Origin of the sequence: Paraburkholderia nemoris (assembly GCF_905221015.1) — a bacterium.
Classification (GTDB): domain Bacteria; phylum Pseudomonadota; class Gammaproteobacteria; order Burkholderiales; family Burkholderiaceae; genus Paraburkholderia; species Paraburkholderia nemoris.
Genome location: NZ_CAJNBO010000016.1, coordinates 108,211 through 133,050, shown reverse-complemented (window position 1 = coordinate 133,050; position 24,840 = coordinate 108,211). Strand labels below are relative to the sequence as shown.

Genomic DNA, 24,840 nt, shown 5'->3' with positions numbered 1-24,840 from the left:
AGGAGACACATAACATGAAGCTCTACAGCTATTTCCGGAGTTCGGCGTCGTATCGCGTGCGCATCGCGTTGAACCTGAAGAGTCTGCCGTACGACTATGTACCGGTGCACCTCGTGCGCGACGGCGGCGAACAGCTGAAGCCCGAGTATCGCAAGGTGAATGCGGACGGCATCGTGCCCACGTTCGTCGACGGCAACGAAGTGATGCCGCAGTCGCTTGCGATCATCGAGTATCTGGAGGAAACGCATCCGGAGCCGCCGCTTTTGCCCGGCACGCCGGCCGAGCGCGCCTATGTGCGTTCGGTGGCGCTGCAGGTGGCGTGCGAGATTCATCCGCTGAACAATCTGCGCGTGCTGAAATACCTGAAACACACGCTGTGTCTCGACGACGACGCGAAAGACGCGTGGTACAAGCATTGGGTCGAAGCGGGTTTTGCGACGCTCGATGCACATCTGGCGGGCGATTCGCGCACCGGCAAGCTGTGCTTCGGCGACGCGCCGACACTGGCTGACGCCTGCCTGATTCCCCAGGTGTTCAACGCTCAGCGCTTCAAGGTAGATACGGCGAAGTTTCCGACGATTCAGCGCATCTACGAACACGCAATGCAGATCGACGCGTTCGCTCGCGCAGCGCCTGGTGTTCAGCCCGACGCGGAATGATGTAGTGGTTTGAATGAGAAAAGGGCGCTCGGAAGAGCGCCCTTTTTGCTTGTGCTGCGACGAACGCTGCTGTGTTCAACCACCCAGCAACGCGTCCGAAAACTCTTCCGCGCTGAACGGCTGCAAGTCCTCCACCTTTTCGCCGACGCCAATGAAGTACACCGGAATCGGACGCTGCCGCGCAATCGCCGCGAGGATGCCGCCCTTCGCCGTGCCGTCGAGTTTGGTGACGATCAGGCCGGTGAGGCCGAGCGCGTCGTCAAAGGCCTTCACTTGCGCGAGACCATTCTGGCCGGTGTTCGCGTCGATCACCAGCAGCACCTCATGCGGCGCGCCGTCTTGCGCCTTGCCGATCACGCGCTTTACCTTGCGCAGTTCTTCCATCAGATGCAGCTGGGTCGGCAGACGGCCGGCCGTGTCCGCCATCATGACGTCGATCTTGCGCGCACGCGCGGCGCCGACCGCATCGTAAATCACCGCTGCCGGGTCGCCGCTTTCCTGTGACACCACCGTCACGTTGTTGCGCTGGCCCCAGATCGCGAGCTGCTCGCGCGCGGCGGCGCGGAAGGTGTCGCCCGCAGCCAGCAGCACCGACTGATCGAAGCTCTGCAGATGCTTGGCGAGCTTGCCGATGCTGGTGGTTTTGCCTGCACCGTTGACGCCCGCGATCATCACGACCAGCGGTTGCGCGCGGCCGAGCATCAGCGATTTTTCCAGCGGCTTGAGCAGGTCGATCAGCAGGGTGCGTAGCGCCGCTTTCACCTGCTGTGGATCGGTGAGGCGCTCGGTGCGCACTTTTTCGCGCAACGATTCGAGCAGGAATTCGGTGGCTTCGACGCCCGCATCCGACATCAGCAGTGCCGTTTCGAGTTCTTCGTACAAGTCTTCGTCGATCTTCGCGCCGACGAAAATACCGGTCAGGCTCGAACTCGTTTTCGACAGACCGGTCTTGAGGCGAGTGAGCCACGAGCGCTTTGCGCTTGCGTCCTGCATAGGCGGCGGGACGATTTCGACGGTTTCGAGCGCGGGTGTTTCGGGTTCGGGCTCATTGATTGACGCGGCAGCAGCCGGTTGCGTATCGGCGCTAATCGGAGCAACCGGCCGCGGCGCCGCCGGCGCGACGGGCGCCTGCGGCGCCTCTACGGCAGGTTCGGGCGCCAGGGCTTCCGGCGTCGTCTGCGATTCTTCTGGCGCGTTATCGGACTCTTTCGAACCCTTGAATCGTTTGAAAAAGCTGAACATGATCTGGCGTGGTGAGAGCGCGCGCCGATGCGCGCAGCCGGGACGGACCCGTGGGAGCGGCAGGCAGCGTTGCGATGCGGGATGCAAGGCGCTGGAAGCCGCACATTTTATCAGGCGCGCCGCCGCCCGTCGTATTGGCCGAGCGGCCAGGCTGGACGCCACGCGCCCCTGTGGTAACGTTGGCGCTCCAGTCTGCACGCATCGGCGTCGCGGGCGCCCTTATAACGTAATCGAAACTGCATGCCCCGTTCTGCTCCTTCACGCGCCCACGGCGCTTCGTCCAAAGGCGGCAAGCCGCACGCCATCCGTATCATCGGCGGCGACTGGAAGCGCACGCCGCTGCCCGTGCTTGACCTCGACGGCCTGCGCCCCACGCCGGATCGCGTGCGCGAAACGCTGTTCAACTGGCTCGGCCAACGGCTGGACGGCCAACGCTGCCTCGATCTGTTTGCCGGTAGCGGCGCACTCGGCTTCGAAGCGGCCTCGCGCGGCGCGGCGCGGGTGTTGATGGTGGAGCGCAATGCGCGGGCCGCCAGCCAGCTGCGCGCGAACCAGGAGCGCCTCGCAGCGCGTGCGATCGAAATCGCCGAAGCCGACGGTTTGCGCCTCGCGGCGAGTCTCGCGCCCGGATCGTTCGACGTCGTTTTCCTCGATCCGCCGTTCGACGGCGATCTGCTCGACAAGGCGCTCGCGCTGGCCGTGCCGTTGCTGAGCCCGGAAGGTTTTCTGTACGTGGAAGCCGGCGACGCGCTCGAACTGGATGGGAACGGGACGCTCGCCGGTTGGGAAATCGTGCGGCAAGGCAAAGCGGGCGCTGTCCACTTTCATTTGCTGCAGCGCGAAAATAAGGAATAATGCGCGTTCCAAAACAAGCCGCGGACGGTTACCGTCACGCGTGCGGTCGGTGCCAAATGCGTCACGCGGACGCTTTGACGTGCCCATTTGTCTGAAGAGAGGAGAAGTCTCATGGTAGTCGCCGTGTACCCGGGCACATTTGACCCGCTGACGCGCGGTCACGAAGACCTCGTTCGGCGCGCGTCGAGCATTTTCGACACGCTGGTGGTGGGCGTTGCCGACAGCCGCAACAAGAAGCCATTCTTCACGCTGAAAGAGCGTCTCGACATCGCTCATGAAGTGCTCGGGCACTACCCGAACGTTCAGGTGATGAGCTTCAAAGGGCTATTGAAGGACTTTGTCCGCAGCAATAACGCCCGGGTGATCGTGCGTGGCCTGCGTGCCGTCTCGGACTTCGAATATGAGTTCCAGATGGCCGGCATGAACCGCTATCTGTTGCCGGACGTCGAAACCATGTTCATGACGCCGTCCGATCAATACCAGTTCATCTCCGGCACCATCGTGCGTGAAATCGCGCAACTGGGCGGCGACGTCAGCAAGTTCGTGTTCCCGTCTGTCGAAAAATGGCTGAAGGAGAAGGTTGCCGCGCTGGATCCGAATGAGGGTCTCTCGGCGGGACAACCGTAACCGGCGTAAACTGTCGGATTGACGGATCAAAGCTGGCTTCGGCCGGCGCGAAGTGAGAGAAGCATGGCCTTGATGATTACCGACGAGTGCATCAATTGCGACGTGTGCGAGCCTGAGTGCCCGAACGACGCGATTTCGATGGGCCCGGAAATCTACGTGATCGACCCGAAGAAATGCACCGAGTGTGTCGGCCATTTCGACGAACCCCAGTGTATTCAGGTGTGTCCGGTCGAGTGCATTCCGCGCGACCCCGAGCATCTGGAGACGGCGGAAGGTTTGATGGCGAAGTACCACGCGCTGCAGGCTGCGAAGGGCGCGTGAGCGTTGAATGATGGTGAACGGCGAGGCGGCTGCCTCGCCGTTTTCTTTGGTGACAACGCTTTATGTTTGTCGCGCGCGAGCTTGTTCCGATCGCTCGCTATCCCATCGTTACCCGACGTAAGCGCTGAAAATGTCGCGCAGCGCGTCCAGCAGAATGTCGCATTCGGCGTCAGTGCCGACCGAGATTCGCAGATGCTGGTCGATTCGCGCCGCCTTGAAATGGCGCACGAAAATTTCCTTTTCCCTTAGCCGTGCCACGAGCGTCGCTGCGTCGTAGCCTTCGTGACGCGCGAACAGCAGATTCGCTGCCGATGGCACCACCTCGAAACCCAGTGCCGTCAAGCCTGCCGCCAACCGCTCACGGCTCGCAATCACTTTGGCGCAGGTGTCGCGGAACCATGCATCGTCTTCGTATGCAGCGATGGCCGCGACTTGCGCCAGGCGGTCGAGCGGATACGAGTTGAAGCTGTCCTTCACGCGGTTCAGTGCGTCGATCAGTTCCGGATTGCCGAACGCGAAGCCTACGCGCATGCCGGCCAGCGAACGCGACTTCGATACCGTTTGAATCACCAGCAGGTTGGGATAACGGTCGATCAGCGTGACGGCCGATTCAGCGCCGAAATCGACATAGGCCTCATCGATCACCACGACCGATTCGGTATTTTTCGCCACCAGACGCTCGATATCGGCGAGCGGCAACGGTCGTCCAGTCGGCGCGTTCGGGTTCGGGAACAACACGCCGCCGTTAGGCGCCGTGTAGTCGTCGACATTAATGGCGAAGCTGTCGTCGAGTGCGATGGTCCGATAGTCGACTTCAAAGAGCCGCGCGTAGGTCGGGTAGAAGCTGTATGTGATATCCGGAAACAGCAGCGGTTTGTCGTGCTTCAGCAAGGCCTGAAAGGTGAGCGCGAGCACTTCGTCCGAGCCGTTACCCGCGAACACCTGTTCCGGCCGAATGCCGTGATAAGCGGCTACCGTTTCGCGTAACTTGCGCGCTGTCGGGTCGGGATAACGCCGCAGCGACTCGCCCGCGTCGCCCAGTTCTTGCTGGATCGCCTCAAGTACGCGCGGCGACGGCGGATAGGGATTCTCGTTGGTGTTCAGCTTGACGGGGTGCGTAACCACGGGCTGCTCGCCCGGCACATACGGCGTCAGACGGTGGACGATGTCACTCCAGTAGCGGCTCAAGCGATTTCTCCTGTCGATGGCGATGCGGGCGATACGGATGCGGGCAGGGCCCGCTCAGGGATTGCGGTGCAACTGCATCATCGCCCGCTCGAGCTCGCCTTTGATGATCTGCGGCATCACGGCCAACGCACGTTCGATCGACGCATCGATCACGTCCTGCTCTTCCCGCCGCGGCGGTTTCAGCACGTAATTGGCGACGTCTGGTTTGGCGCCGGCTCGCGCGCTTTCGGGAATCAGGTCGCGCGGATGGCCAATGCCGATCCGCAGCCGCCAATACTGTTGCGACGACAGATGCGCGGTGATGTCCTTCAGCCCGTTATGGCCGCCGCTGCCGCCACCGAGCTTCAGCTTGACGCTGCCCGGCGGCATGTCGAGCTCGTCGTGCGCGACCAGAATTTCGTCCGGAAGAATCTTGAAGAACTGCGCTAGTGCAACAACCGACTGCCCGGAGCGGTTCATGTACGTTTGCGGTTGCAGCAGATGCACTTCTTCGCCATGAAGCCGGGCCTTCGCGTAGAAACCGTGAAAGCGCCGCTCGTCGCGTAGTGTCGTGCCTGCTTCGCGCGCCAGTTGATCGACCAGCCAGAAGCCGGCATTGTGGCGCGTCGCGGTGTATTCAGCGCCCGGATTGCCGAGCCCGACGATCAGCTTGATCATGATTGCATAGGTCCATCTGGCCTCGGCACCAAACGCGGCCGAGCCGAAAAAAACCGAAAAAAAACCCGCCGGGGCGAACCTCGGCGGGTCACATCGACCGTTTCATTGAAACGGATCGAGAGGATTGCTTGCTCAGCGCCAGGAAGGCACTTAGGCAGCCGGCGTTTCGCCTTCGCCTGCAGCAGCAGCGGCGTCGCCTTCAGCGATTGCGCCAGCCGGGATCGTTGCCGATGCGACGACCGGGTTTTCTGCGTCAACGTGAGCAACCAGTGCAACGCCTGCCGGCAGGACGATGTCCTTGGCGTGCAGCGAGTGACCAGCTTCGATCGTCGCCAGGTCAACTTCGAGGAATTCCGGCAGTGCCGACGGCAGGCACTCGATTTCGATTTCGTTGAGGACGTGCGAGATCACCGCGCTCGACAGCTTCACTGCCGGGTTGGTTTCCTGGTTCATGAAGTGCAGCGGCACCTTGGTGTGCAGCTTCTTCTTCGCGTCGACACGTTGGAAGTCCACATGCAGCACGAGCTGACGGAACGGGTGGTATTGCACGTCGCGCAGCAGAACCTGTTGCGACTTGCCTGCCACTTCCAGTTCGAGGATCGACGAGTGGAAAACTTCTTTCTTCAGCGCGTGCCAGAGTGCGTTGTGGTCCAGTTCGACCAATTGCGTTTCAGCACCAGCGCCATATACGATGCCCGGGGTCTTACCCGAGATACGCAGGCGGCGGCTCGCACCCGTACCTTGCAAGGAACGCTCGAAAGCGACTACTTTCATGTTGAATCTCCAATGCACTGCCCGCGACCAGGCAGTAAAAACGGGGCCTCCAAGCCATAACGGCTGAGGCCCCAGAGCGATGGCACGAACCTTCGTTCGTTCATGCCAATTGTGCAAAAGTGCAGCGTGCGGTACTGCTATGCGCGCTGCGCCTTCGCAAATACTTAACTTTCAGCGAACAGCGACATCACCGAATCGCCGCGGCGAATCCGCGAGAACGTTTCGGCGAGCAGGCCGGCGCTGGTCAGCGAACGGATCTTGGCGCACGAGCGGGCTTCTTCGCCGAGCGGGATCGTATCGGTAACAACGAGTTCGTCGAGTGCCGAAGCTGCAATTCGCTCGCCTGCACCGCCCGACAGAACCGGGTGGGTAGCGTAAGCGAACACCTGCTTCGCACCGCGTTCCTTCAAAACCTGAGCTGCCTTGCAGAGCGTGCCTGCGGTGTCGACCATGTCGTCCATGATCACGCAGGTGCGGCCTTCGACTTCACCGATGATGTTCATCACTTCGGCAACGTTCGCCTTCGGGCGGCGTTTGTCGATGATCGCGAGATCGCAATTCAGTTGCTTGGCCAATGCACGGGCACGCACCACGCCGCCGACGTCCGGCGAAACGACCAGCAGGTTCTCGTAGTTCTGCTTGCGCAGATCGCCGAGCAGCACGGGCGTAGCGTAGATATTGTCGACCGGGATGTCGAAGAAGCCTTGAATCTGGTCGGCGTGCAGATCCATCGTAATGATCCGCTCGACGCCGGCGATTTCCAGCATATTCGCCACGATCTTCGCCGAGATGGCGACGCGCGCCGAACGCGGGCGTCGATCTTGACGGGCATAACCGAAGTAAGGGATGGCTGCGGTGATCCGGCCTGCGGATGCGCGCTTGAGCGCATCGACCATGATCATCAGCTCCATCAGATTGTCATTCGCCGGCGCGCACGTGGATTGCAGGACGAAGACATCCTTGCCACGCACGTTTTCCTGAATCTCGACCTGGATTTCACCGTCCGAGAAACGGCTAACCATTGCTTTGCCGAGGGGAATACCGAGGATTTTGACGACTTCCTGTGCAAGCGCGGGATTTGCGTTGCCAGTAAAAACCATCAGGCCGTCATGGCTGCTCATCGTGCACCTACTTCAGGCTGGGGGCGAGGGAAATGCGAGAATTTTTGGCAGGGGAGGAAGGAGTCGAACCTTCGAATGCCGGAATCAAAATCCGGTGCCTTAACCAACTTGGCGACTCCCCTACACTAACTTTGAGCTTCACCGAACGAGGGAACGTTCGACGATGCAAAACTTATGACGCGAAAGTAAAGAGTGGATGCTGATCGAGACTTGCAGTTACTGCGCTGTTCCATTCGCCGGGCAGTTTGGCTTGCGCCGCTTCTGCTTCAGCTTTGCTACGGAACGCTGCAAATACACTTGCACCTGATCCAGACATCCGCGCTGGTGCGATGTCTTCAAACCATCGCAACACTTGCGCTACTTCCGCGTATTTTCCCACGACAACCTGCTGCATGTCATTGCGGCCAAAACTTTCTGGCCAGTCAGTGTTGCAGCTAAGTTCTGCAGGAAAGTCCGTAATTATGAGGGGTTTCGAATCTCTTGTCAACGCTTTTTCGGAAAAAATCGCTGCAGTTGGAACGTGAACCCTCGGTGTCACCACCAGGAAATGGCGCGGCGGCAATTGTACAACGTCTAAAGCCTCTCCGACACCCTGTGCGAACGCATTTTTCCCAAAAACAAAAAATGGCACATCCGCACCGAGTTTCAAGGCCAGCGCCTGCAACTCCAGTCGCGGCAAATCGAGTTTCCAGAGACGGTTCAGCGCGAGCAGCGTGGTGGCTGCATCGGAGCTGCCGCCGCCCAGGCCCGCGCCCATCGGCAGACGCTTGTCGATTTCGATATCGACACCCGCGGGCGAGCCGGTATGCGCCTTCAGGAGCGTTGCGGCGCGCACGGTGAGATCGTGTTCCGGCGGCACGTCGGCGATTTCGGTGCTGCGCGTGATGAGGCCGTCGTCACGCAGCTTGAAGTGCAGGACGTCGCCCCAGTCGAGCAACTGGAAGACGGTTTGCAGCGTGTGATAGCCATCCGGCCGGCGGCCGGTGATGTGCAGGAAGAGGTTCAGTTTCGCTGGCGCGAGGCAATCGCGCAGCGAATCGGTCGTTTTAATCATGAGTCAGGGCTACATGCGCCATAGCGGCGCCGAAGAGGCGGCAAGGGTTGCGCGAACAGGCGCGGCTACTGAACTACTGATCCAGCACGAGCTTGATGTCGAGCGGCGGTTCCGAGCGGCTCAGATTCAGGCGCTTCACGCCGGTGGCCGGTGCGTCGGCATACGCCAGGTAATCGATCGTCCAGCCGTCCTGCGTGATCTGCTTCAGACGCGAAGGCTGCTCAGGATCCTTCTCGGTTTTCGCGCGCGAAGTCGGTGCAGGCGACGGTTGCAGCCAATAACGCAGCCCTTCGACCGGCAGCGCGAAGCCGAGCGCGTTCTGCATCAGCGTGGAGACGTTGTCGGCGGTGAGCGGTTGGCGATTCGGCAGTTCGAGCGTGGCCGAGGCCGGCGACGAAGTCACGATAGCGAGCGTCTGCCCAAGCGGATTGCGCAATTGCAGGGTGACTGTGTCACCCGTTTCCTGCCAGGTGAAATTGCCATAGGCATTGCGCTGCTGGCCGTTCTGATCGTTGTACTGGATCGCGAAACGGCCTTGATAAGCACGCGAGGTCTGGGCAGTGACGGACGTTGCCGCATTCGACGTGGACGGCCCCTGCGGCTTAACCGATGCACAACCAGCCAACGCGACAACCGCTGCCGCTACGAATCCGAGCGCCGCGCCACGCGGCGCCCGGGGATAGGAGATGAAGCGGGAAAGACGCATCAAAGATCGTTCACCTGAAGACGTTGAAGCGTTTTGACCAGGGTGTCGTTGTCCGGTTCGAGCTTGCGTGCGTCGCGGAAAGCGGCGCGAGCCTGATCCTGCGCGCCGGTTTTCCACAGCACTTCACCGAGATGCGCGCCGATTTCGGCGTTCGGCTGGAGGTCGTACGCTTTGCGCAGCAGCTTGATGGCATCCGACGTATCGCCCATCCGGTACTTGACCCAGCCGACGCTGTCCATGATGAACGCGTCGTTCGGCGCCAGCGCCGAGGCCTTCTCGACCAGCTTGTCCGCTTCCGAGAGGCGCTGATTGCGATCGGCCAGCGAATAGCCGAGCGCGTTATAAGCCTGCGGATTGTCCGGCTGCGTCTGGATCAGCTTGCGCAGTTGCGCTTCCATGACGTCGTAACGGCCGGTTTTTTCGGCGGCCATGGCGTAGTCGTAGGTGAGATCGGGGTCGTCCGGGAAATTCGCGGTGGCTTGTTGCAGGCGTGTTTCCGCCTCCGGATAGCGCTTCGCGTCGAACAGAATGGCTGCGTCGGTGCGGGCAATCAACGCCTGGTCGCGCGGATCGGGCGCCTGCAGGTTGGCCAGCAGCTTGCGCGCATCTTCAGTCTTGCCCTGCTTGGCGAGCAATTGCGCCCGCGTGATCTGCGCCGGCACGAATTGCTGGCTGGCTGGTGAAACCTTGTTCAGCCAGTCGCTCGCTGCCGCTTCGTTCTTCTGTTCCAGCGACAGTTGCGCAAGATAGATATACGCCTGGCCCGGATCGGCGCCTGGCGTTTTCTCGGCTTGCTGCGCGTACTGGGTCAGATAGGTCTGCGCCTCGGTGAAATTCTTCTGCTGGATCTTGATCAGCGCGAGCGCCATCAGCGGCGTGAGGTCGGTCGCGTTGTTCTTGTGCATGATCTCGAACTGCTTCTGCGCGTCGTCCAGACGGTCACTCGCGAGGTACATCTGCGCGAGCGCGAGACGCGCGTCATGCGATTTCGGATTCTGCTGCACGTACTTTTCGAGCGACGCGATGCCTTCCTTGCGCTCCTCCGGGCCCATCTGCGACAGCATCAGCGCGGCCGGCAAATAGTCCGGCTTGAGCGTGAGCGCCTGCTCGAGCGACTTGCGCGCGCCCGGTGCGTCGTCGGAAACGAGCTGCTGGCGCGCGATGGCAAGCTGCGCCTCGGGCCGGTTCAGGTCGTTCTTCAGCAGATCCTGCAGCACATGCAAGCCGCCGATCCGGTTCGGACCGCGCGAGAGCAGCAGCTGCAGCGCCAGAATCGCGCTACCGCGATTGTCGGCCGGCACTCTCGCGAGTTCGCGGGCGAGGATCGGTGCGGCGTCGTCCGGCTTGCCGGACAGCACGAGCAGCGATGCGTCGAGTTGCGCGGCGCGTTCCGAATCCGGCGCATACTGCTGCCACAATTGCGCGGCGGCCAATGCGTCTGACGGGCTTTGCGCGGCCAGCGCGATTTCCGTGGCGCGTTGCGCCATGCGCGGATCATGCGTGTCGCGCGCGAGCGCGAGATAGGTCTGGTAGGCGGGCGCCGGCTGGTCACGTTGCAATGCGACTTCAGCGGCGAGCACCTGGAATACGATCTGGCTGGACAGCGGCACACCCGGCAGAGACTTCTGGTCTTCTGCCGTTGCCGGGCCGAGCGGGTCAGGCAGGGTGACGGACGTGTCATCCGAGTCTGGCGACGGGTCCTGCGCGTGCGCGGGCACGGCTGCCAGCGCCCAGACGGCAAGCGCGGCGGCACCGAGCAGGCGGCGAGCGGACACGGCGTGCGGCACGCGGGATGCGCCAGCCGGGCGCTTCGAAAACAGCTTCACGAAGGACAAGTTCATGGAAATCCGTTCAATGTTTCGGACGATTGTAACGCGCTCGCTACAATAAGCGCACAACCACTCACGCAAGTTGCAGACCAGTTAGACATGCCAGAGTTGCCAGAAGTTGAGGTTACCCGAAGGGGAATCGAACCGTATGTGTCCGGGCGCAAGGTTGAACGCGTCGATGTGCGCACGCCCGCGCTGCGTTGGCCGATTCCGGCGGACCTTGCGAAAACCTTGCGTGGCAGCGTGGTGCGCAAGGTCGAACGGCGGGGCAAGTATCTGCTGTTCGAGATCGACGCCGGCTGGTTCATTGTGCATCTGGGCATGACCGGCACGCTGCGTGTGCTGCGTCATGTGCCGCGTCCACCCGCTGCGGCGAAACACGATCACATCGACTGGATTTTCGACGAATTCATTTTGCGCTATCGCGATCCGCGGCGCTTCGGCGCGGTGTTGTGGCACCCGCGCGAAGCCGGTGGCGTGCTCGAGCATCCGCTGCTCGCGAGCCTCGGTGTCGAGCCGTTTTCGCCGGCGTTCTCCGGCGCGTTGATGCACCGGCTCACGCGCGGGCGCAAGGTGTCGGTGAAGCAGGCCTTGCTGGCAGGGGAGATCGTGGTCGGCGTGGGTAATATCTACGCATCCGAAAGTCTCTTTCGCGCCGGTATCCGGCCCACCACTGCGGCAGGCCGCGTCTCGCTCGTGCGCTACGATCTGCTGGCCGACGCGGTGCGCGTCACGCTCGCCGCAGCGATTGAGAAGGGCGGCAGCACGCTGCGTGATTTCGTCGGCAGCGATGGCGAAAGCGGTTACTTCCAGCTCGACTATTTCGTCTATGATCGCGCGGGGCTGCCATGCCGCGTGTGTGGAACGCCGATCAAACAGATCGTGCAGGGGCAGCGTTCTACGTATTTCTGTCCCACCTGCCAGCGCTAAATTTTCGATGCCTTCTCGTATAAGCCCGTCCGCCGCGTCCGCTGTGCCCGCCTTTCCCGTCATGTCTGATTTTTCCGCGCGGCTGATTGCGTGGCAGCGCCAGCATGGCCGCCATGACCTGCCCTGGCAGAACACGCGCGATCCGTATCGCATCTGGCTGTCGGAAATCATGCTGCAGCAAACGCAGGTATCGACGGTGATTCCGTACTACGCCAAGTTTCTCGCGCGTTGTCCGGATGTCGCCTCGCTCGCCGCCGCGCCGGCAGACGATGTGATGGCGCTGTGGGCCGGCCTCGGTTATTACTCGCGCGCACGCAATCTGCATCGCTGCGCGCAGGTGGTCGTCGAGCAGCATGGCGGTGCGTTTCCCGCGTCGGCAGACGAACTCGCTGAATTGCCGGGCATCGGCCGCTCGACGGCAGCGGCGATCGCCTCTTTCGCGTTTGGCGCGCGCGCCACGATTCTCGACGGCAACGTGAAGCGCGTGCTGGCGCGGGTGTTCGGCGTGGAAGGTTTTCCGGGCGAAAAGAAAGTCGAGAACGCGATGTGGACGCTGGCGGAATCGCTGCTGCCGTCCAACGCATCGGACGACGATGTCAGCGCCTATACGCAAGGCCTGATGGACCTCGGTGCAACGTTATGCGTGCGCGGCAAGCCGGATTGCCTGCGCTGCCCGTTCGCCGCCGATTGCGTGGCCAATGTGACCGGACGTCAGCGTGAACTGCCCACGGCACGACCGAAGAAAGCCGTGCCGACGCGCCGCACATGGATGCTGGTGCTGCGCGACGGTGACGCCGTGATGCTGGAAAAGCGCCCGCCTTCGGGCATCTGGGGCGGCTTGTGGAGCCTGCCCGAAGCAGCCGATGAAGCCACGCTTGCCGAGCGTGCACGCGCCTTCGGTGGCGACGGAGCGGTCTCACCGCTCGCGCCGCTCACGCATGTCTTCACGCATTTCAAGCTGGATATCGAGCCGCGGCTCGCTGAACTGGATCGCGGTGTGGGAGCATTGGCTACGCTTAACGACGCGGACACCGCATGGGTCGCGTTAAGCGATCTCGATTCGTTCGGTGTGCCAGCGCCGGTGCGCAAACTACTGGATAGTCTCCACGGCTCGCTGATCTAGCCAGCCCCGAGCCGAAAGCGCATCGAATCAAAGCAGCTGATGCTGCTGCATATAGTGATGAACCACGTCGATTCGCGCGCCGGCGTCCTGCAATTCCATCAATTTTTGCCTTGCACGAAGGGCGATCGGCAACACTTCCGCAAGCCGGTTCGACACCCATGACGGGTCTTCCAGCCTGAAAGGCTCCGCGAACGGCAAGCTGTCCGGGTCGCGTTCGCGGATCGTCGCGATGATCCGTTCGAGCACTTCCGCGCACGCACCGAATTTGGCCAGTTGCTCATTGCCCTCGAGCGGGATGTCTTCCCCGAGCGGCTCCGCCATGCCGACCAGCAAGCCGCTGCTTTCCACGCGATGCGACAGCAGGCGAAACCGCCGCGTGCCACGTGCGCGAATCAGCAGCATGCCGAAGGCTTCGACATCGCACTCTTCGATCTCGGCGAGACAGCCAATTGCTTCGGGTACCGAAGGCTCTTCTTCGCGCGCCACTTCCGCGCCGCTTTTCAGCAGACACACACCGAACGGCGTTTTTTCACGCAGACACTCGCGCGCCATATCGAGGTAGCGCGCTTCGAAGATTTTCAGCGGCAGCAGTCCATCGGGAAACAGCACCGTATGCAGCGGAAACAGCGGCACATCGGCAAGCACAGTAGAAGAAGACATGGCGCAACGCTTCGAGTTAAGGCCGCGCGATGCGGCCGGTTAAGCCACTAACTTCGATGATTCGCCGGCATGAACCGGCGCATCGCGGTGCCGCACAATGACATTCGCCGACGTTGCGAGACGCGCGGCGAGCGTCTCAGCAATGAATACCGAGCGGTGCTGGCCGCCCGTGCAACCGATCGCGACCGTCAGATAACTGCGGTTGTCGTCACGGAAATGCGGCAACCATTTGGCGAGAAATCTTTCGATGTCGTCGATCATTTCATGCACGACCGGCAGCGCGTCGAGAAAATCCCGCACCGGTTGGTCGAGGCCCGTGAGCGGCCGCAATTCATGATCGTAGTACGGGTTCGGCAGCGTGCGTACGTCGAAAACATAATCGGCGTCGAGCGGCACACCGCGTTTGAAGCCGAAGGACTCGAACATCAGCACGAGCCCTGCATCTTCCTGCTCGATGAAGCGTTTGACCCACGCACGCAGCACGTTCGCGCGCAGATTGCTGGTGTCGATCTGATGGCCGAATTCGGCTAGGCCCGCCACGAGTTCGCGTTCGCGCTCGATCGCTTCGGCGAGCGACGTCAACAGGCCGACGTCTGCATCATGCGCCGTGGAACCGGACAGCGGGTGGCGGCGGCGTGTTTCGGAAAAGCGTTGAATCAGCGACTGCGTGCTTGCGTTCAGGAAGAGTACACGCACATCGTGGGCGCGCGACAGGTCGCGGATCATCGCGGGCATTTCGTCGAGCGAAGCGCTCGAGCGCGCGTCGATGGCGACGGCGAGGCGTTCCTGGCCGTCGTCGGCGAGATAGTTGGCCAGTTGCGGCAAAAAACGCGGCGGCAGATTGTCGACGCAGTAATAGCCTGCGTCTTCAAGCGCGTTCAGGGCAACTGATTTGCCGGAGCCGGAAATACCGGTGATCAGGATTATGCGCATGGAGTCGTGAAATCCGTACAGTTCATCATAGCATCTGGTCCCCGTGCGCGCGGCGTCGCAGCCTGCCGTTGGCTGCGGACGTCACACGGTGCCGGGGGCGCGCGGATTCAGATCAATTTGCCGGGAAACTGGCTGTCCGGGTCCTGCATGGCCAGACGCTGGCGATCCATGAAGTCGCGCAGCGTATCGATGCCGCGCAGTTGCAGGATCGTGTTGCGCACGGCCGCTTCGACCAGAACCGCGAGGTTGCGGCCGGCCGCCACCTGAATCGTCACTTTGCTGATCGGCAGGCCGAGCACGTCGACGGTTTGGCTTTCCAGCGGCAGCCGCTGGAATTCGCCATCCGGACGGCGTACCAGTTGCACGATCAGTTTCAGCTTCATTTTGCGGCGCACCGCGGTTTCACCGAAGATCGTCTTGATGTCGAGCAGGCCCAGGCCGCGCACTTCAAGCAGGTTTTGCAGCAGCGGCGGGCAGCGCCCTTCGACGAAATCAGGCCCAAGGCGCACGAAATCCACCGCGTCGTCGGCGACAAGGCCGTGGCCGCGGCTGATCAGTTCCAGCCCGAGTTCGCTCTTGCCGAGGCCGGAATCGCCGGTGAGCAGCACGCCCATGCCGAGAATGTCGAGAAACACACCATGCAGCGTGGCGCGCGGCGCCAGAATGCGCGACATGTAGAGGCGCAGGCTGTCGATCACCGCGGCGGCGGACATCGGCGTGGTGAACAGCGGCGTGGACGAGCGCGTGCAGCGCAGCACCAGTTCCGGCGGAGCGGCGACGCCGCCCGCCACCACCAGAAACGGCGGTTCCAACGCGATCAGCTCGGCCATGTGGCGCGAGCGGTCTTCGTCGGTTTGGCGCTTGTAGTAGTCGATTTCGGCGTCGCCGAGCACCTGGATCCGGTTCGGGTGGATCAGGTTCAAGTGGCCGACAAGGTCGGCGCTCGACGTGGCATTGGCGACCGATTCCGAAGAAAAGCCGCGCTCCCAGCCTTCATGCCCCGTCAGCCAGCTCAACTTCAGCATGGCGGCGTTGTCGTCGAAAATGCTCTGGGCGTTGATGCTGGACGTATCCATGAGTCGGTGACTCCCGTGTGGACCGCTTGCTTGGGAAAGGATGCGGCCTCGTTAACGCGGACCGCGCACCTCGCCTGGCTGTACCCGCCTGCAGGCGGGAAGCCGGGTGAATAGGCGACGTGCGGATAACCGCCGATGCATCAAGGTTGCCACTGAGTGAGCAGGCGATGCAACGATTCGCGGTCTTCTTCCGTGTGCAGGCGCTCGCGGGCTTCGCGATCGGACAGCAACTGGGCGATTTCCGAGAGAATTTCGAGGTGCTGCTGGGTGGCCTGCTCGGGCACGAGCAGGAAGATCAGCAGCGAGACCGGCTGACCGTCGGGCGATTCGAAGGGGATGGGTTCGGCAAGACGGACGAATGCGGCGAGCGGCTGCTTCAAGCCTTTGATCCGGCCATGCGGAATCGCGACGCCTTCACCAAGCCCCGTCGATCCGAGGCGCTCGCGCGCAAACAGATTGTCAGTGACCGTGCTACGGGCGATGCCGTTCTGGTTCTCGAAGATCAGGCCCGCTTGCTCGAACACGCGCTTCTTGCTGGTGACCGATAGTCCGACGACGACGTTCTCGAGGGGAAGAAATTTGGCTAAACGATTCATGTTGACAGGCGAAAACGTGGCCTGGGTTCTCCTCGCTGGGGCGTTTGAGTGATGTTCCATTCGTTTGATGCTCACGGCGACGTGCGTTGGAGTCCGAAAGCGCAGGACTCCGGCCGACCGATTTCCGTTTGAGCTAACTTGACCCCGATGGTAACCGGAACATTATAGAACAGGGTAGCCACGGATGGTGCGGCGCGCCATCCATGCATCATGGGTTTCTTCGCAGGATTGCCCCGGTCTGCTCGGTTGCCTGAAAAAGGCGGCCTGAAACGAAAAACCGCCCGGTCTCGGGCGGTTTGGCTGGGATACGCAAATGCGAGCAAATGCGGGCGAATGAGGAAAAACGAAGGAAAGTAAAGAGACCTTCTGATCTTCCTTATTGCGGCGGCACGTCCAGTATCGGTGCCGGCTGGTACTTGATCGCATCGTGCTGATGGCCTTGCAGGCGATCTTTATGGCGTATCACTTGCCGGTCGAGCTTGTCGATCATCAGATCGATCGCAGCGTAGAGATCGCTGTCACAGCTCTCGACGAATATATCTTTGCCCTTCAGATGCAGGTTAATTTCAACCTTTTGACGCTTTTCCTTTTCCTTGTGGTTGTCGACCGAGAGGACCACACTGCCGTCGATGACCTGATCAAAATGTCTTAGCACCCTATCCAGTTTGGTGATCACGTATTCGCGCAACGCAGGCGTTACTTCGAGGTGGTGTCCACTGATCTGCAGATTCATAGTGCTTCTCCAAGCTAGAGGCCGCTTGTTCCGCACGATGACGAAGGTCCGGTCGATCTGTCGGCTTGCCTGAGTCGCCCCCCGGTGACTGACTTCTGGCAGGTCGCATCGGCCGGCCTGTCCGCCAACTGCGGAGCGGCCGGTAAATGCCCGTCGCGGGAGGCGGCGGGCTACAGAGACTTGCGCAGGTTGACTGCCGGAATCTTGAGGGCCTCGCGATACTTCGCAACGGTACGCCGTGCGACCACGAAGCCCTGTTCCGCCAGCAGTTCGGCTATGCGGCTGTCTGAAAGAGGAGATTTCGGGTTTTCCGCTCCTATCAGTTGCTTGATGAGCGCGCGAATCGCCGTGGAAGACGCCGCGCCGCCCGTGTCAGTCGAAACGTGTGATCCGAAGAAGTACTTAAATTCAAGCGTCCCGAATGGGGTCAGCATGTATTTACCGGTTGTCACACGGGAGACAGTTGACTCGTGTAGGCCCAGCGTATCAGCAATTTCTCGCAAAACCAAGGGGCGCATGGCAATTTCGCCGTGGACAAAAAAGCTCTTTTGACGCTCGACAATGGCTTGGGCGACCCGGAGGATCGTTTCGAAACGCTGCTGGATATTTTTGATCAGCCAGCGTGCTTCCTGCAGTTGCTGGCGCAACGATCCGCTGCCGGGATCACCCCGGTTATTGCGCAGAATATTCGCGTACAGATGGTTGATACGCAGCTTGGGCACCACTTCCGGATTCAGCTCCGCCTGCCAACCCTGTGCCGTTTTGCGCACCATGATGTCCGGTACGACGTAGTCCGCTTCCGCCTTGCCGTAAGCGGCGCCGGGAAACGGCTCGAGCGAGCGGATCAACACATGCGCATCGCGTAGATCGTCGTCGTTCGCCTTCAGGTGTTTGCGCAGCCGCGTGAAATCGCGCGCCGCGAGCAGTTCCAGATGATGGGCGACGATGTCGAGCGCAAGCGTGCGCGTAGATGACTGTTCGAGCCGCAGCAATTGCAGCTTGAGGCACTCGGACGCGGAGCGCGCGCCGACCCCTGCCGGGTCGAAGCTATGCAGCAGCGCAAGCGCGGCGTTCATTTCGTCTAGATCGACCTCGAGCTCTTCGGGCAGATCGGTCAACACTTCCTCGAGCGTGGCGGCAAGATAGCCGTCGTCGTCGAGCGATTCGATCAGGAAGGTGATCAGTGCGCGGTCGCGCTGGCTCGCCTGCGTGACGCGAAGTTGCGCCATCAGGTGATCGCGCAGCGAGGTGCTCGATTCGTGGATTTGCAGCGGCGGCAGATCGTCGTCGTCTGAGGCATTGCCGGAGCGGCCGTAGTCGCCGAGGTCCCATTGCGACGCGTCGCCGTTGTTGTCGCTCGCGAGGCCGTTGTATTCGTCGACACCTTGCGGCTCGCCGTTCTCGGCGCGCTCGCTGCTGCTGGTGGACGAAGACGACGTGTTGCCGCCCATCTGGTCGGGCGGTGGGGAGGAATTGGGCGACTGGGCGATCAGTGAGCCGTCGGCCGCCACGCGCAGGGGACTCGCGATCCAGTCGTCCTCATTCTCGAGGAGCGGATTCTGCGAGATCGCCATTGCGACTTCCTGCTGCAGTTCGAGCGTGGACAGCTGAAGCAGCCGGATGGACTGCTGCAGTTGCGGGGTCAGCGCAAGATGCTGCGATAGGCGGAGTTGGAGGCTGGCTTTCATGGCAAGTTGAGATTCATTGTAGAGAGTTTGCCACGACCGCGATACATTGCGACATTCGCAATTACGCGTGCGCCCGTTTTCGGCGGCGCTGGGCGCGGGACGGCCCAGGTCAAAAATGCTGATGTGCGGATGCCGCAAAGTATCCGGCGGATGCACGCTCGCACCGCCGGCAATCCTTTGTGCACTTACATGCGGAAGTGCTCGCCCAGATAGACGCGCCGCACGCTTTCGTTCTCGATGATGTCGCTCGGCGCACCGGCGGCCAGCACGCTGCCGTCGCTGATGATGTAGGCGTGGTCACAGATGCCGAGAGTTTCGCGCACGTTGTGGTCGGTGATCAGCACGCCGATATTGCGCTGCTTCAGAAATTTAACGATCTTCTGGATTTCCAGCACCGCGATCGGATCGACGCCCGCGAACGGTTCGTCGAGCAGAATAAAGCTCGGATTGGTGGCCAATGCACGGGCAATTTCAACCCGCCGACGCTCGCCGCCCGACAGCGACAGCGCCGGATTCTCACGCAGGTGAGCGATCTGCAGTTCGTCGAGCAAGGCCTCGGTGCGGTTCGTGATGGTGTCCTTGCTAAGCCGCTTGCCGTTGTCTTCGACCTGCAATTCCAGCACCGCGCGAATGTTTTCCTCGACGGTGAGCTTGCGGAATACCGAGGCTTCCTGCGGCAGATACGACAAGCCCAATGACGCGCGCTTGTGAATCGGCAGCAAACTGATCGACTTGCCGTCCAGGTCGATTTCACCTGCATCGAGCGGCACGAGGCCGACGATCATATAGAACGAGGTGGTCTTGCCGGCGCCGTTGGGGCCGAGCAGGCCGACCACTTCGCCGCTTTTCACGTCGAGCGAGACGTCTTTGACGACCGTGCGTGAGCCGTAGCGCTTCTTCAGGTTGCGGACCACCAGTGAACTGCTGGTGCCGGCCGGTTTGCGATTGGGGAGGGATGCGGAGGAACTCACTGGTTCGGTGCTCCCTGGATCGTGGTGGACGGCGCGAGCGTGGCCGACGCGCCGTTCAACGGCGCTGCGCCGCCATTGCGCGGCGCCAGCATGGCGCGCACGCGGCCGGTCGGGTTGCCCGGGCCGGCGACGTCCTTACCCGCCTTCGCGGTGTAGAAGTCGCTCTGGCCGTCATAGGTAATGACGCTGCCGTGCACCTGGTCCATCACGGTCGAGAGGCCTTGCAGGCGCTTGACGGTGGCGTTGGTGGTGAGCGTGGTCAGATCCTGCTTGCCGTCGTAATCGATCCGGATGGCCGTGCCTTCGATGTATTCATCGAGGCCTTCGCGCTTCTGGCGGAAATACGACAGATTGCCGCCGCTCGAGGTGCCGGTGGCGTACTGATAGCCCTGCGGGTCTTGCGTCACTTCGACCCGATCGGCTCTGATCACGATCGTGCCTTTGGTGGCGACCACGTGGCCGGTGAAAATGTTGACCTGTTTGAGGTCGTCGTAAGTCATGTTGTCCGCTTCGACGTTCAGCGGCTTGTCCTTGTCGGCGCGGTCGGCGTGCGCAAGCGGCGCGAAGCCGGCAAGCGGCAGCGCGACAAGCAGCGCAGCGAGTCCGGCGCGGCACGCGGACAGGGTGCGCGAGCGGCCGGTATCAAAACGGGGGAACGATTCGTTCATGCAGTCACGCCTGGAATGGATTACCCGGGTTGCTTGGGCGAGCTGACGGAGCCTTCGGACGCGGCAATCGCGCCCTTCACATTGCCGAACAGCTGCATTACCCGGGTGACGTTGTTGTAGTTCATGCCGCTGGCAGTCATCACAGACATGCCGCGCTGAAGTTTAACCGGCTTTTCGGTCTCGATCACATCGTCGTTGACCAGCACCCTAAAATGCTGCGAATCTGCTTGCATCTGCGGATCGCCGTTACCGGCGGCCCGCACGATGCGCGCGTTGTCGTACAGATTGACGATTGAGGCGTCGCCGTTCACCGTGCCGGTGTCGCCGGTCGCGGTGACGATCGGCTTGCCGGGCTGGAAGGCGCGCATCGCCGGCTTGACCAGGTCGCTCAGCTCGTCATCCTCGTAGTGAATCAGGGACTGGGCGGTCAGACGGTATTGCGTCGAGCCCGACTGATCGAGTTCGGAAACCGAGAAGTTGTCCGCGAAGTAGTCGGGCGTGTGCTCCTTGGGGCGCGTCACGCCTTCGTTCTGCCGCGGTAGCGTGGCTTGCAGCAGCCACCAGGTAATGCCGGCGAGCGCGGCCATCGCGACGAGCGGAATCAGTGAGGTCCAGCGAAACCGATTCATCCGACGAGGCCCCGTTGTTCGCCGCTACAGGCTGCCGCGAGCAGCGCGTCGTATTTGTGCTGCGCGCGCAGCAGGGTGTCGCAGACTTCACGCGCCGCGCCGTGGCCGCCGCGCGCCTCGCTGACCCAATGAGCGCGCGCGATCACTTCAGGATGCGAATTGGTCGGCGCCGCCGCGAAACCGACCTTCAGCATCACGCCGAGATCGACCCAGTCGTCGCCCATGTAGCCGCATTGTTCCGCCGTCAGCCCGGTTTGCTTGAGCAGGTCGGCGAACGCCTGGGGTTTGTCTTGCACGCCCTGATAGACGTGGGCGATGTTCATTTCCTTCGCCCGCACCGCGACGATGCCCGACTTACGCCCGGTGATGATCGCCGTTTCGATGCCGGCCTGGCGCAGCAGCTTCATGCCGTGGCCGTCCATCGAGTTGAAGCCCTTCATCGTGTCGCCTTCCGCCGTAAACAGCAGGCCGCCGTCGGTCAGCACGCCGTCGACGTCGAAAATCATCAGCTTGACGCGGCTTGCGCGTTCAGTGGCGGTAAGGGGGGCGACGGGCATCAGATCACCTTCTTCGAGAACAGGTCGTGCATGTTGAGTGCGCCGATCAGCTTGCCTGCTTCGTCGACGACCAGCATCTGATTGATGCGGTGGCGCTCCATCAGTTCCACGGCTTCGACAGCAAGTTGATCCGGACCGATGGTGCGCGGGCCGGCGGTCATGACCGAGGCAATCGACAGTTCGCGGAAATCGCCGTCGCGTTCGAGCACGCGGCGCAAGTCGCCGTCGGTGAAGATGCCGGTCACGTGATCGTTGTGATCGACGATCGCCGTCATGCCCATGCGCTTGGCGGTCAACTGGAACAACGCGTCGCGCACGGTTGCGTCAGGCGTCACCTTCGGCACCTGGTCGTCGGTGCGCATCACGTCGCGCACATAAGTCAGCAGGCGCCGGCCGAGCGCGCCGCCGGGATGCGAGCGGGCGAAGTCGTCCCGGCCAAAGCCGCGCGCGTCCAGCACCGCGACCGCGAGCGCATCGCCGAGCGCGAGCGCGGCGGTAGTGCTGGCGGTGGGCGCAAGATTCATCGGACAGGCTTCTTTTGACACGCCAGAATTCAGATGAACGTCGGCCAGTTGTGCGAGACTCGACGACGGACGGCCCGTCATCGCAATCAGCTTCGCGCCGAGCCGCTTGATGAGCGGCAGGATCGCCACGAGTTCTTCGGTTTCACCGGAATTGGACAGCGCGAGGAACACGTCGTCTGCCGTAACCATGCCGAGGTCGCCATGACTCGCTTCCGCCGGGTGAACGAAGAACGCCGGTGTGCCGGTGCTGGCGAGCGTGGCCGCGAGCTTGCGGGCCACGTGGCCGGATTTGCCGATGCCGGAAACGACAACGCGTCCACGGCAACCCAGGATGAAGTCGACCGCCCCGACGAAACCATCGTCGAGTTGATCGCGAAGCGCGCGCACGGCGTCCGCTTCGATGTCGAGCACGTCGCGAGCGAGCGCGAGTGCCCGGTCGCCATTGATTTTCGCTATCATTCGCGGAGTATAGCAAAGGCGCTTGTTCGCCGCGCCGGGCCTGCTGTGCCAAGCCGCTGTCTTTATTGCTGCCTTTACCGGCCCCTCAACCTTGTCGCACGGCCTTACTCGTGCGCGGTTCCGCTGACGAACGAGGACGCTTTACCGATGCGTTTTAGCCGATGATTTCCCCCCTCGAAATGACGCTATTCCTGCTGCTGGCATCAGTGGCCGGAGTGGTGACTTTTCGCTTTCTGAATCTTCCACCGATGCTCGGCTATCTGACGGTCGGCATCGTCGTCGGGCCGCACGCGTTCGGTTTGATTCCCGATTCGGTGGGCGCACAGAACCTGGCCGAGTTCGGCGTCGTGTTCCTGATGTTTTCGATCGGGCTGGAGTTTTCGCTTTCCAAACTGCGCTCGATGCGCCGGCTCGTGTTCGGCTTAGGCCTGTTGCAGGTGATCGGCACGATTGCCGTGGCTGTCACGCTCGGCTTCGTGCTGGAGCGCTGGGTGCACATCACGTGGCAGGCGAGCGTGGCGCTAGGCGGCGCGTTAGCGATGTCGTCGACGGCGATCGTCAGCAAGATGCTGGCCGAGCGGCTCGAGATTGAAACCGAGCACGGCCGCAATATCTTCGGTGTGCTGCTGTTCCAGGATCTGGCGGTGGTGCCGCTGTTGATCGTTATCGCCGCGCTGGGCGGCAATTCGGAAGATCTCGTCAGCGCGCTCGGCGTGGCCGCGATCAAGATCGTCGTGGCGTTGGCGCTATTGTTAATAGTGGGGCAGCGCTTCATGACGCGCTGGTTCAACGTGGTCGCGCGCCGCCGCTCGCAGGAACTGTTCATCCTCAACCTGCTGCTGGTGACGCTCGGCGCGGCGTTCATCACGGACAAGTTCGGCCTGTCGCTCGCGCTCGGCGCGTTCATCGCCGGCATGTTGATCGCCGAAACGCCTTACCGCCATCAGGTGGAAGAGGACATCAAGCCGTTTCGCGACGTGCTGCTGGGCCTTTTCTTCGTCACGACCGGCATGCTGCTGAATCCGCGTGTGATCTGGGAGCACCCGTTCATCGTGCTCGGCTTCCTGGTCGGCCCGATCCTGCTGAAGGCGGTGATGGTGACCGGGCTCTCGCGCCTCTTCGGTGCGTCGCCGGGTGTCGCGATGCGCACCGGTATCGGCCTCGCGCAAGCCGGCGAGTTCGGCTTCGTGCTGCTGAACCTGATTCTCGACAAGCATCTCGTCGATGCCACCCTGTTGCAGGCGATTCTCGCGGCGATGCTGCTGTCGATGCTGGCCGCGCCGTTCATGATCCAGAACGCCGATCGAATCGTGCTGCGGTTGTCGTCGACGGAATGGATGATGCAGTCCTTGCAGATGACGCGCATTGCAACGCAGAGCCTGAAGCAAAGCGGTCACGTGATCATTTGCGGCTACGGCCGGGCCGGGCAGAATCTGGCGCGCATGCTGGAGCATGAAGGTCTGTCGTATGTCGCGTTGGACCTGGACCCCGATCGCGTGCAGGCCGCTGCCGCGGCGGGTGAGTCCGTGGTGTTCGGCGATGCGGGGCGCCGCGAATCGCTGCTTGCCGCCGGTATCCATCGCGCCGCGGCGATCGCGATTACCTACGCGAATACGCCGTCGGCATTGCGCGTGTTACACAATATTCACGAACTGGAACCCACGCTGCCGGTGATCGTTCGTACCGTCGACGACGCCGATCTGGAAAAGCTGCTGGCCGCGGGTGCGACCGAAGTGATTCCGGAAATCGTCGAGGGCAGTCTGATGCTGGCCTCGCACACGCTGGTGCTGATGGGTGTGCCGATGCGGCGCGTGGTGCGGCGGGTCGAGGAAATGCGCGATGAGCGCTACGCGCTGCTGCGCGGCTATTTCCACGGCGCGGATGACATGGAAGACGACGACGGCCACGAACAGGTGCGGCTACAATCGGTGCCGGTCGACGAAAACTCGGACGCGGTGGGCCGAACGCTGGCGGAATTGGGCCTGTTCGATCTGGGTGTCGAGGTGACGGCGATTCGCCGGCACGGCATCCGTGGCGTCGAGCCGGACCCGTCCACCAAGCTGCGCGCGAGCGACATCGTGGTGTTGCGCGGTCTGCCCGAACAGTTGGCCGAAGCTGAAGAACTGCTTTCGAAGCATCGTCGCGCGGGCGCCGCTGCGGCCTAGCAATAACGGTGCGACCGGCGTGGCGTTGCCTGGTGTGGTTTCGGCGAGGCCGGTGTCGTCGGCCACGGCTGAGCCGCTTGCGCTTCGCCGGCCGC

Annotated in this window: 26 protein-coding genes and 1 tRNA gene; 7 read left to right on the top strand and 20 right to left on the bottom strand. The window is 62.1% G+C overall.

The genetic code is table 11. The annotated features are described in order from the left end of the window. Positions 1–14: 14 nt before the first annotated feature. Entirely contained in the window at positions 15–659 is a 645-nt protein-coding gene (gene maiA, locus KHO33_RS24500) for a maleylacetoacetate isomerase (protein WP_200563942.1), read from the top strand. A gap of 75 nt (positions 660–734) precedes the next feature. On the opposite strand, the gene ftsY is transcribed toward maiA, so the two are convergent. Then, positions 735–1,901 (bottom strand): signal recognition particle-docking protein FtsY, encoded by a 1,167-nt coding sequence (ftsY, locus tag KHO33_RS24495; RefSeq protein ID WP_200563939.1) that lies wholly within the window; start codon positions 1,899–1,901, stop codon positions 735–737. Between the two features lie 240 nt (positions 1,902–2,141). On the opposite strand from ftsY, the gene rsmD reads away from it, so the two are divergent. From rsmD to KHO33_RS24480, 3 genes are all read left to right on the top strand, one after another. Continuing rightward, the gene (gene rsmD, locus KHO33_RS24490; protein ID WP_054035796.1) at positions 2,142–2,756 is read left to right on the top strand and encodes a 16S rRNA (guanine(966)-N(2))-methyltransferase RsmD; all 615 of its coding nucleotides are present in this window, start codon (positions 2,142–2,144) and stop codon (positions 2,754–2,756) included. Between the two features lie 111 nt (positions 2,757–2,867). Continuing rightward, the gene (gene coaD / locus KHO33_RS24485) at positions 2,868–3,383 is read left to right on the top strand and encodes a pantetheine-phosphate adenylyltransferase (RefSeq protein WP_054035797.1); all 516 of its coding nucleotides are present in this window, start codon (positions 2,868–2,870) and stop codon (positions 3,381–3,383) included. Positions 3,384–3,446: 63 nt separating this feature from the next. Next, positions 3,447–3,704: a YfhL family 4Fe-4S dicluster ferredoxin gene (locus tag KHO33_RS24480; RefSeq protein WP_054035799.1), complete on the top strand. Its 258-nt coding sequence runs from the start codon at positions 3,447–3,449 to the stop codon at positions 3,702–3,704. 108 nt (positions 3,705–3,812) lie between these two features. Here KHO33_RS24480 and hisC read toward each other — a convergent pair whose 3' ends face one another. From hisC to KHO33_RS24440, 8 genes are all read right to left on the bottom strand, one after another. Beyond that, on the bottom strand, positions 3,813–4,892 hold the full coding sequence (gene hisC, locus KHO33_RS24475; RefSeq protein ID WP_200563936.1) for a histidinol-phosphate transaminase: 1,080 nt from the start codon (positions 4,890–4,892) through the stop codon (positions 3,813–3,815). A gap of 54 nt (positions 4,893–4,946) precedes the next feature. Further along, entirely contained in the window at positions 4,947–5,549 is a 603-nt protein-coding gene (gene pth / locus KHO33_RS24470) for an aminoacyl-tRNA hydrolase (RefSeq protein WP_054035803.1), read from the bottom strand. 150 nt (positions 5,550–5,699) lie between these two features. Next, a complete protein-coding gene (locus tag KHO33_RS24465) occupies positions 5,700–6,323 on the bottom strand; it encodes a 50S ribosomal protein L25/general stress protein Ctc (RefSeq protein ID WP_054035805.1) in 624 nt (207 codons plus the stop codon). A gap of 164 nt (positions 6,324–6,487) precedes the next feature. Further along, positions 6,488–7,444: a ribose-phosphate pyrophosphokinase gene (locus tag KHO33_RS24460; RefSeq protein ID WP_006048037.1), complete on the bottom strand. Its 957-nt coding sequence runs from the start codon at positions 7,442–7,444 to the stop codon at positions 6,488–6,490. 45 nt (positions 7,445–7,489) lie between these two features. Beyond that, positions 7,490–7,566, bottom strand: a tRNA-Gln gene (locus KHO33_RS24455). Positions 7,567–7,616: 50 nt separating this feature from the next. Continuing rightward, complete coding sequence (gene ispE / locus KHO33_RS24450) at positions 7,617–8,498, bottom strand: 4-(cytidine 5'-diphospho)-2-C-methyl-D-erythritol kinase (RefSeq protein WP_200563934.1); 882 nt, start codon at positions 8,496–8,498, stop codon at positions 7,617–7,619. 73 nt (positions 8,499–8,571) lie between these two features. After that, complete coding sequence (gene lolB / locus KHO33_RS24445; RefSeq protein WP_200563932.1) at positions 8,572–9,204, bottom strand: lipoprotein insertase outer membrane protein LolB; 633 nt, start codon at positions 9,202–9,204, stop codon at positions 8,572–8,574. Next, on the bottom strand, positions 9,204–11,045 hold the full coding sequence (locus tag KHO33_RS24440) for a tetratricopeptide repeat protein (protein ID WP_200563929.1): 1,842 nt from the start codon (positions 11,043–11,045) through the stop codon (positions 9,204–9,206). Before KHO33_RS24440 ends, lolB begins: the two co-directional genes overlap by 1 nt. Before the next feature lie 87 nt (positions 11,046–11,132). On the opposite strand from KHO33_RS24440, the gene mutM reads away from it, so the two are divergent. Next, on the top strand, positions 11,133–11,963 hold the full coding sequence (gene mutM / locus KHO33_RS24435) for a bifunctional DNA-formamidopyrimidine glycosylase/DNA-(apurinic or apyrimidinic site) lyase (protein ID WP_054035812.1): 831 nt from the start codon (positions 11,133–11,135) through the stop codon (positions 11,961–11,963). Positions 11,964–11,970: 7 nt separating this feature from the next. Then, positions 11,971–13,086 (top strand): A/G-specific adenine glycosylase, encoded by a 1,116-nt coding sequence (mutY, locus tag KHO33_RS24430; RefSeq protein ID WP_200563927.1) that lies wholly within the window; start codon positions 11,971–11,973, stop codon positions 13,084–13,086. 27 nt (positions 13,087–13,113) lie between these two features. Here mutY and KHO33_RS24425 read toward each other — a convergent pair whose 3' ends face one another. The 11 genes from KHO33_RS24425 to kdsD form a co-directional block, all read right to left on the bottom strand. Further along, a complete protein-coding gene (locus KHO33_RS24425; RefSeq protein ID WP_054035816.1) occupies positions 13,114–13,746 on the bottom strand; it encodes an LON peptidase substrate-binding domain-containing protein in 633 nt (210 codons plus the stop codon). Positions 13,747–13,785: 39 nt separating this feature from the next. Continuing rightward, the gene (gene rapZ / locus KHO33_RS24420; RefSeq protein WP_054035818.1) at positions 13,786–14,679 is read right to left on the bottom strand and encodes an RNase adapter RapZ; all 894 of its coding nucleotides are present in this window, start codon (positions 14,677–14,679) and stop codon (positions 13,786–13,788) included. Between the two features lie 107 nt (positions 14,680–14,786). Continuing rightward, positions 14,787–15,755: an HPr(Ser) kinase/phosphatase gene (hprK, locus tag KHO33_RS24415; protein WP_012431656.1), complete on the bottom strand. Its 969-nt coding sequence runs from the start codon at positions 15,753–15,755 to the stop codon at positions 14,787–14,789. A gap of 140 nt (positions 15,756–15,895) precedes the next feature. Next, positions 15,896–16,411, bottom strand: a complete 516-nt coding sequence (locus KHO33_RS24410) for a PTS sugar transporter subunit IIA (protein WP_074285509.1) — start codon at positions 16,409–16,411, stop codon at positions 15,896–15,898. Positions 16,412–16,727: 316 nt separating this feature from the next. Next, entirely contained in the window at positions 16,728–17,084 is a 357-nt protein-coding gene (hpf, locus tag KHO33_RS24405) for a ribosome hibernation-promoting factor, HPF/YfiA family (RefSeq protein WP_054035819.1), read from the bottom strand. A gap of 170 nt (positions 17,085–17,254) precedes the next feature. After that, complete coding sequence (locus tag KHO33_RS24400) at positions 17,255–18,772, bottom strand: RNA polymerase factor sigma-54 (protein ID WP_200563925.1); 1,518 nt, start codon at positions 18,770–18,772, stop codon at positions 17,255–17,257. 185 nt (positions 18,773–18,957) lie between these two features. Beyond that, the gene (gene lptB, locus KHO33_RS24395) at positions 18,958–19,743 is read right to left on the bottom strand and encodes an LPS export ABC transporter ATP-binding protein (RefSeq protein WP_120344344.1); all 786 of its coding nucleotides are present in this window, start codon (positions 19,741–19,743) and stop codon (positions 18,958–18,960) included. Next, positions 19,740–20,411 (bottom strand): lipopolysaccharide transport periplasmic protein LptA, encoded by a 672-nt coding sequence (gene lptA / locus KHO33_RS24390; protein ID WP_093643679.1) that lies wholly within the window; start codon positions 20,409–20,411, stop codon positions 19,740–19,742. The genes lptB and lptA overlap by 4 nt, the downstream gene beginning before the upstream one ends. A gap of 20 nt (positions 20,412–20,431) precedes the next feature. Next, positions 20,432–21,040 (bottom strand): LPS export ABC transporter periplasmic protein LptC, encoded by a 609-nt coding sequence (gene lptC / locus KHO33_RS24385; protein WP_054035824.1) that lies wholly within the window; start codon positions 21,038–21,040, stop codon positions 20,432–20,434. Next, a complete protein-coding gene (locus KHO33_RS24380) occupies positions 21,037–21,597 on the bottom strand; it encodes a KdsC family phosphatase (RefSeq protein WP_200563923.1) in 561 nt (186 codons plus the stop codon). Before KHO33_RS24380 ends, lptC begins: the two co-directional genes overlap by 4 nt. After that, a complete protein-coding gene (gene kdsD / locus KHO33_RS24375) occupies positions 21,597–22,580 on the bottom strand; it encodes an arabinose 5-phosphate isomerase KdsD (protein WP_054035827.1) in 984 nt (327 codons plus the stop codon). Before kdsD ends, KHO33_RS24380 begins: the two co-directional genes overlap by 1 nt. Positions 22,581–22,741: 161 nt before the next feature. Between kdsD and KHO33_RS24370 the strand changes: the two genes are divergently transcribed. Then, the gene (locus KHO33_RS24370; RefSeq protein WP_054035830.1) at positions 22,742–24,745 is read left to right on the top strand and encodes a cation:proton antiporter domain-containing protein; all 2,004 of its coding nucleotides are present in this window, start codon (positions 22,742–22,744) and stop codon (positions 24,743–24,745) included. Positions 24,746–24,840: the final 95 nt, after the last annotated feature.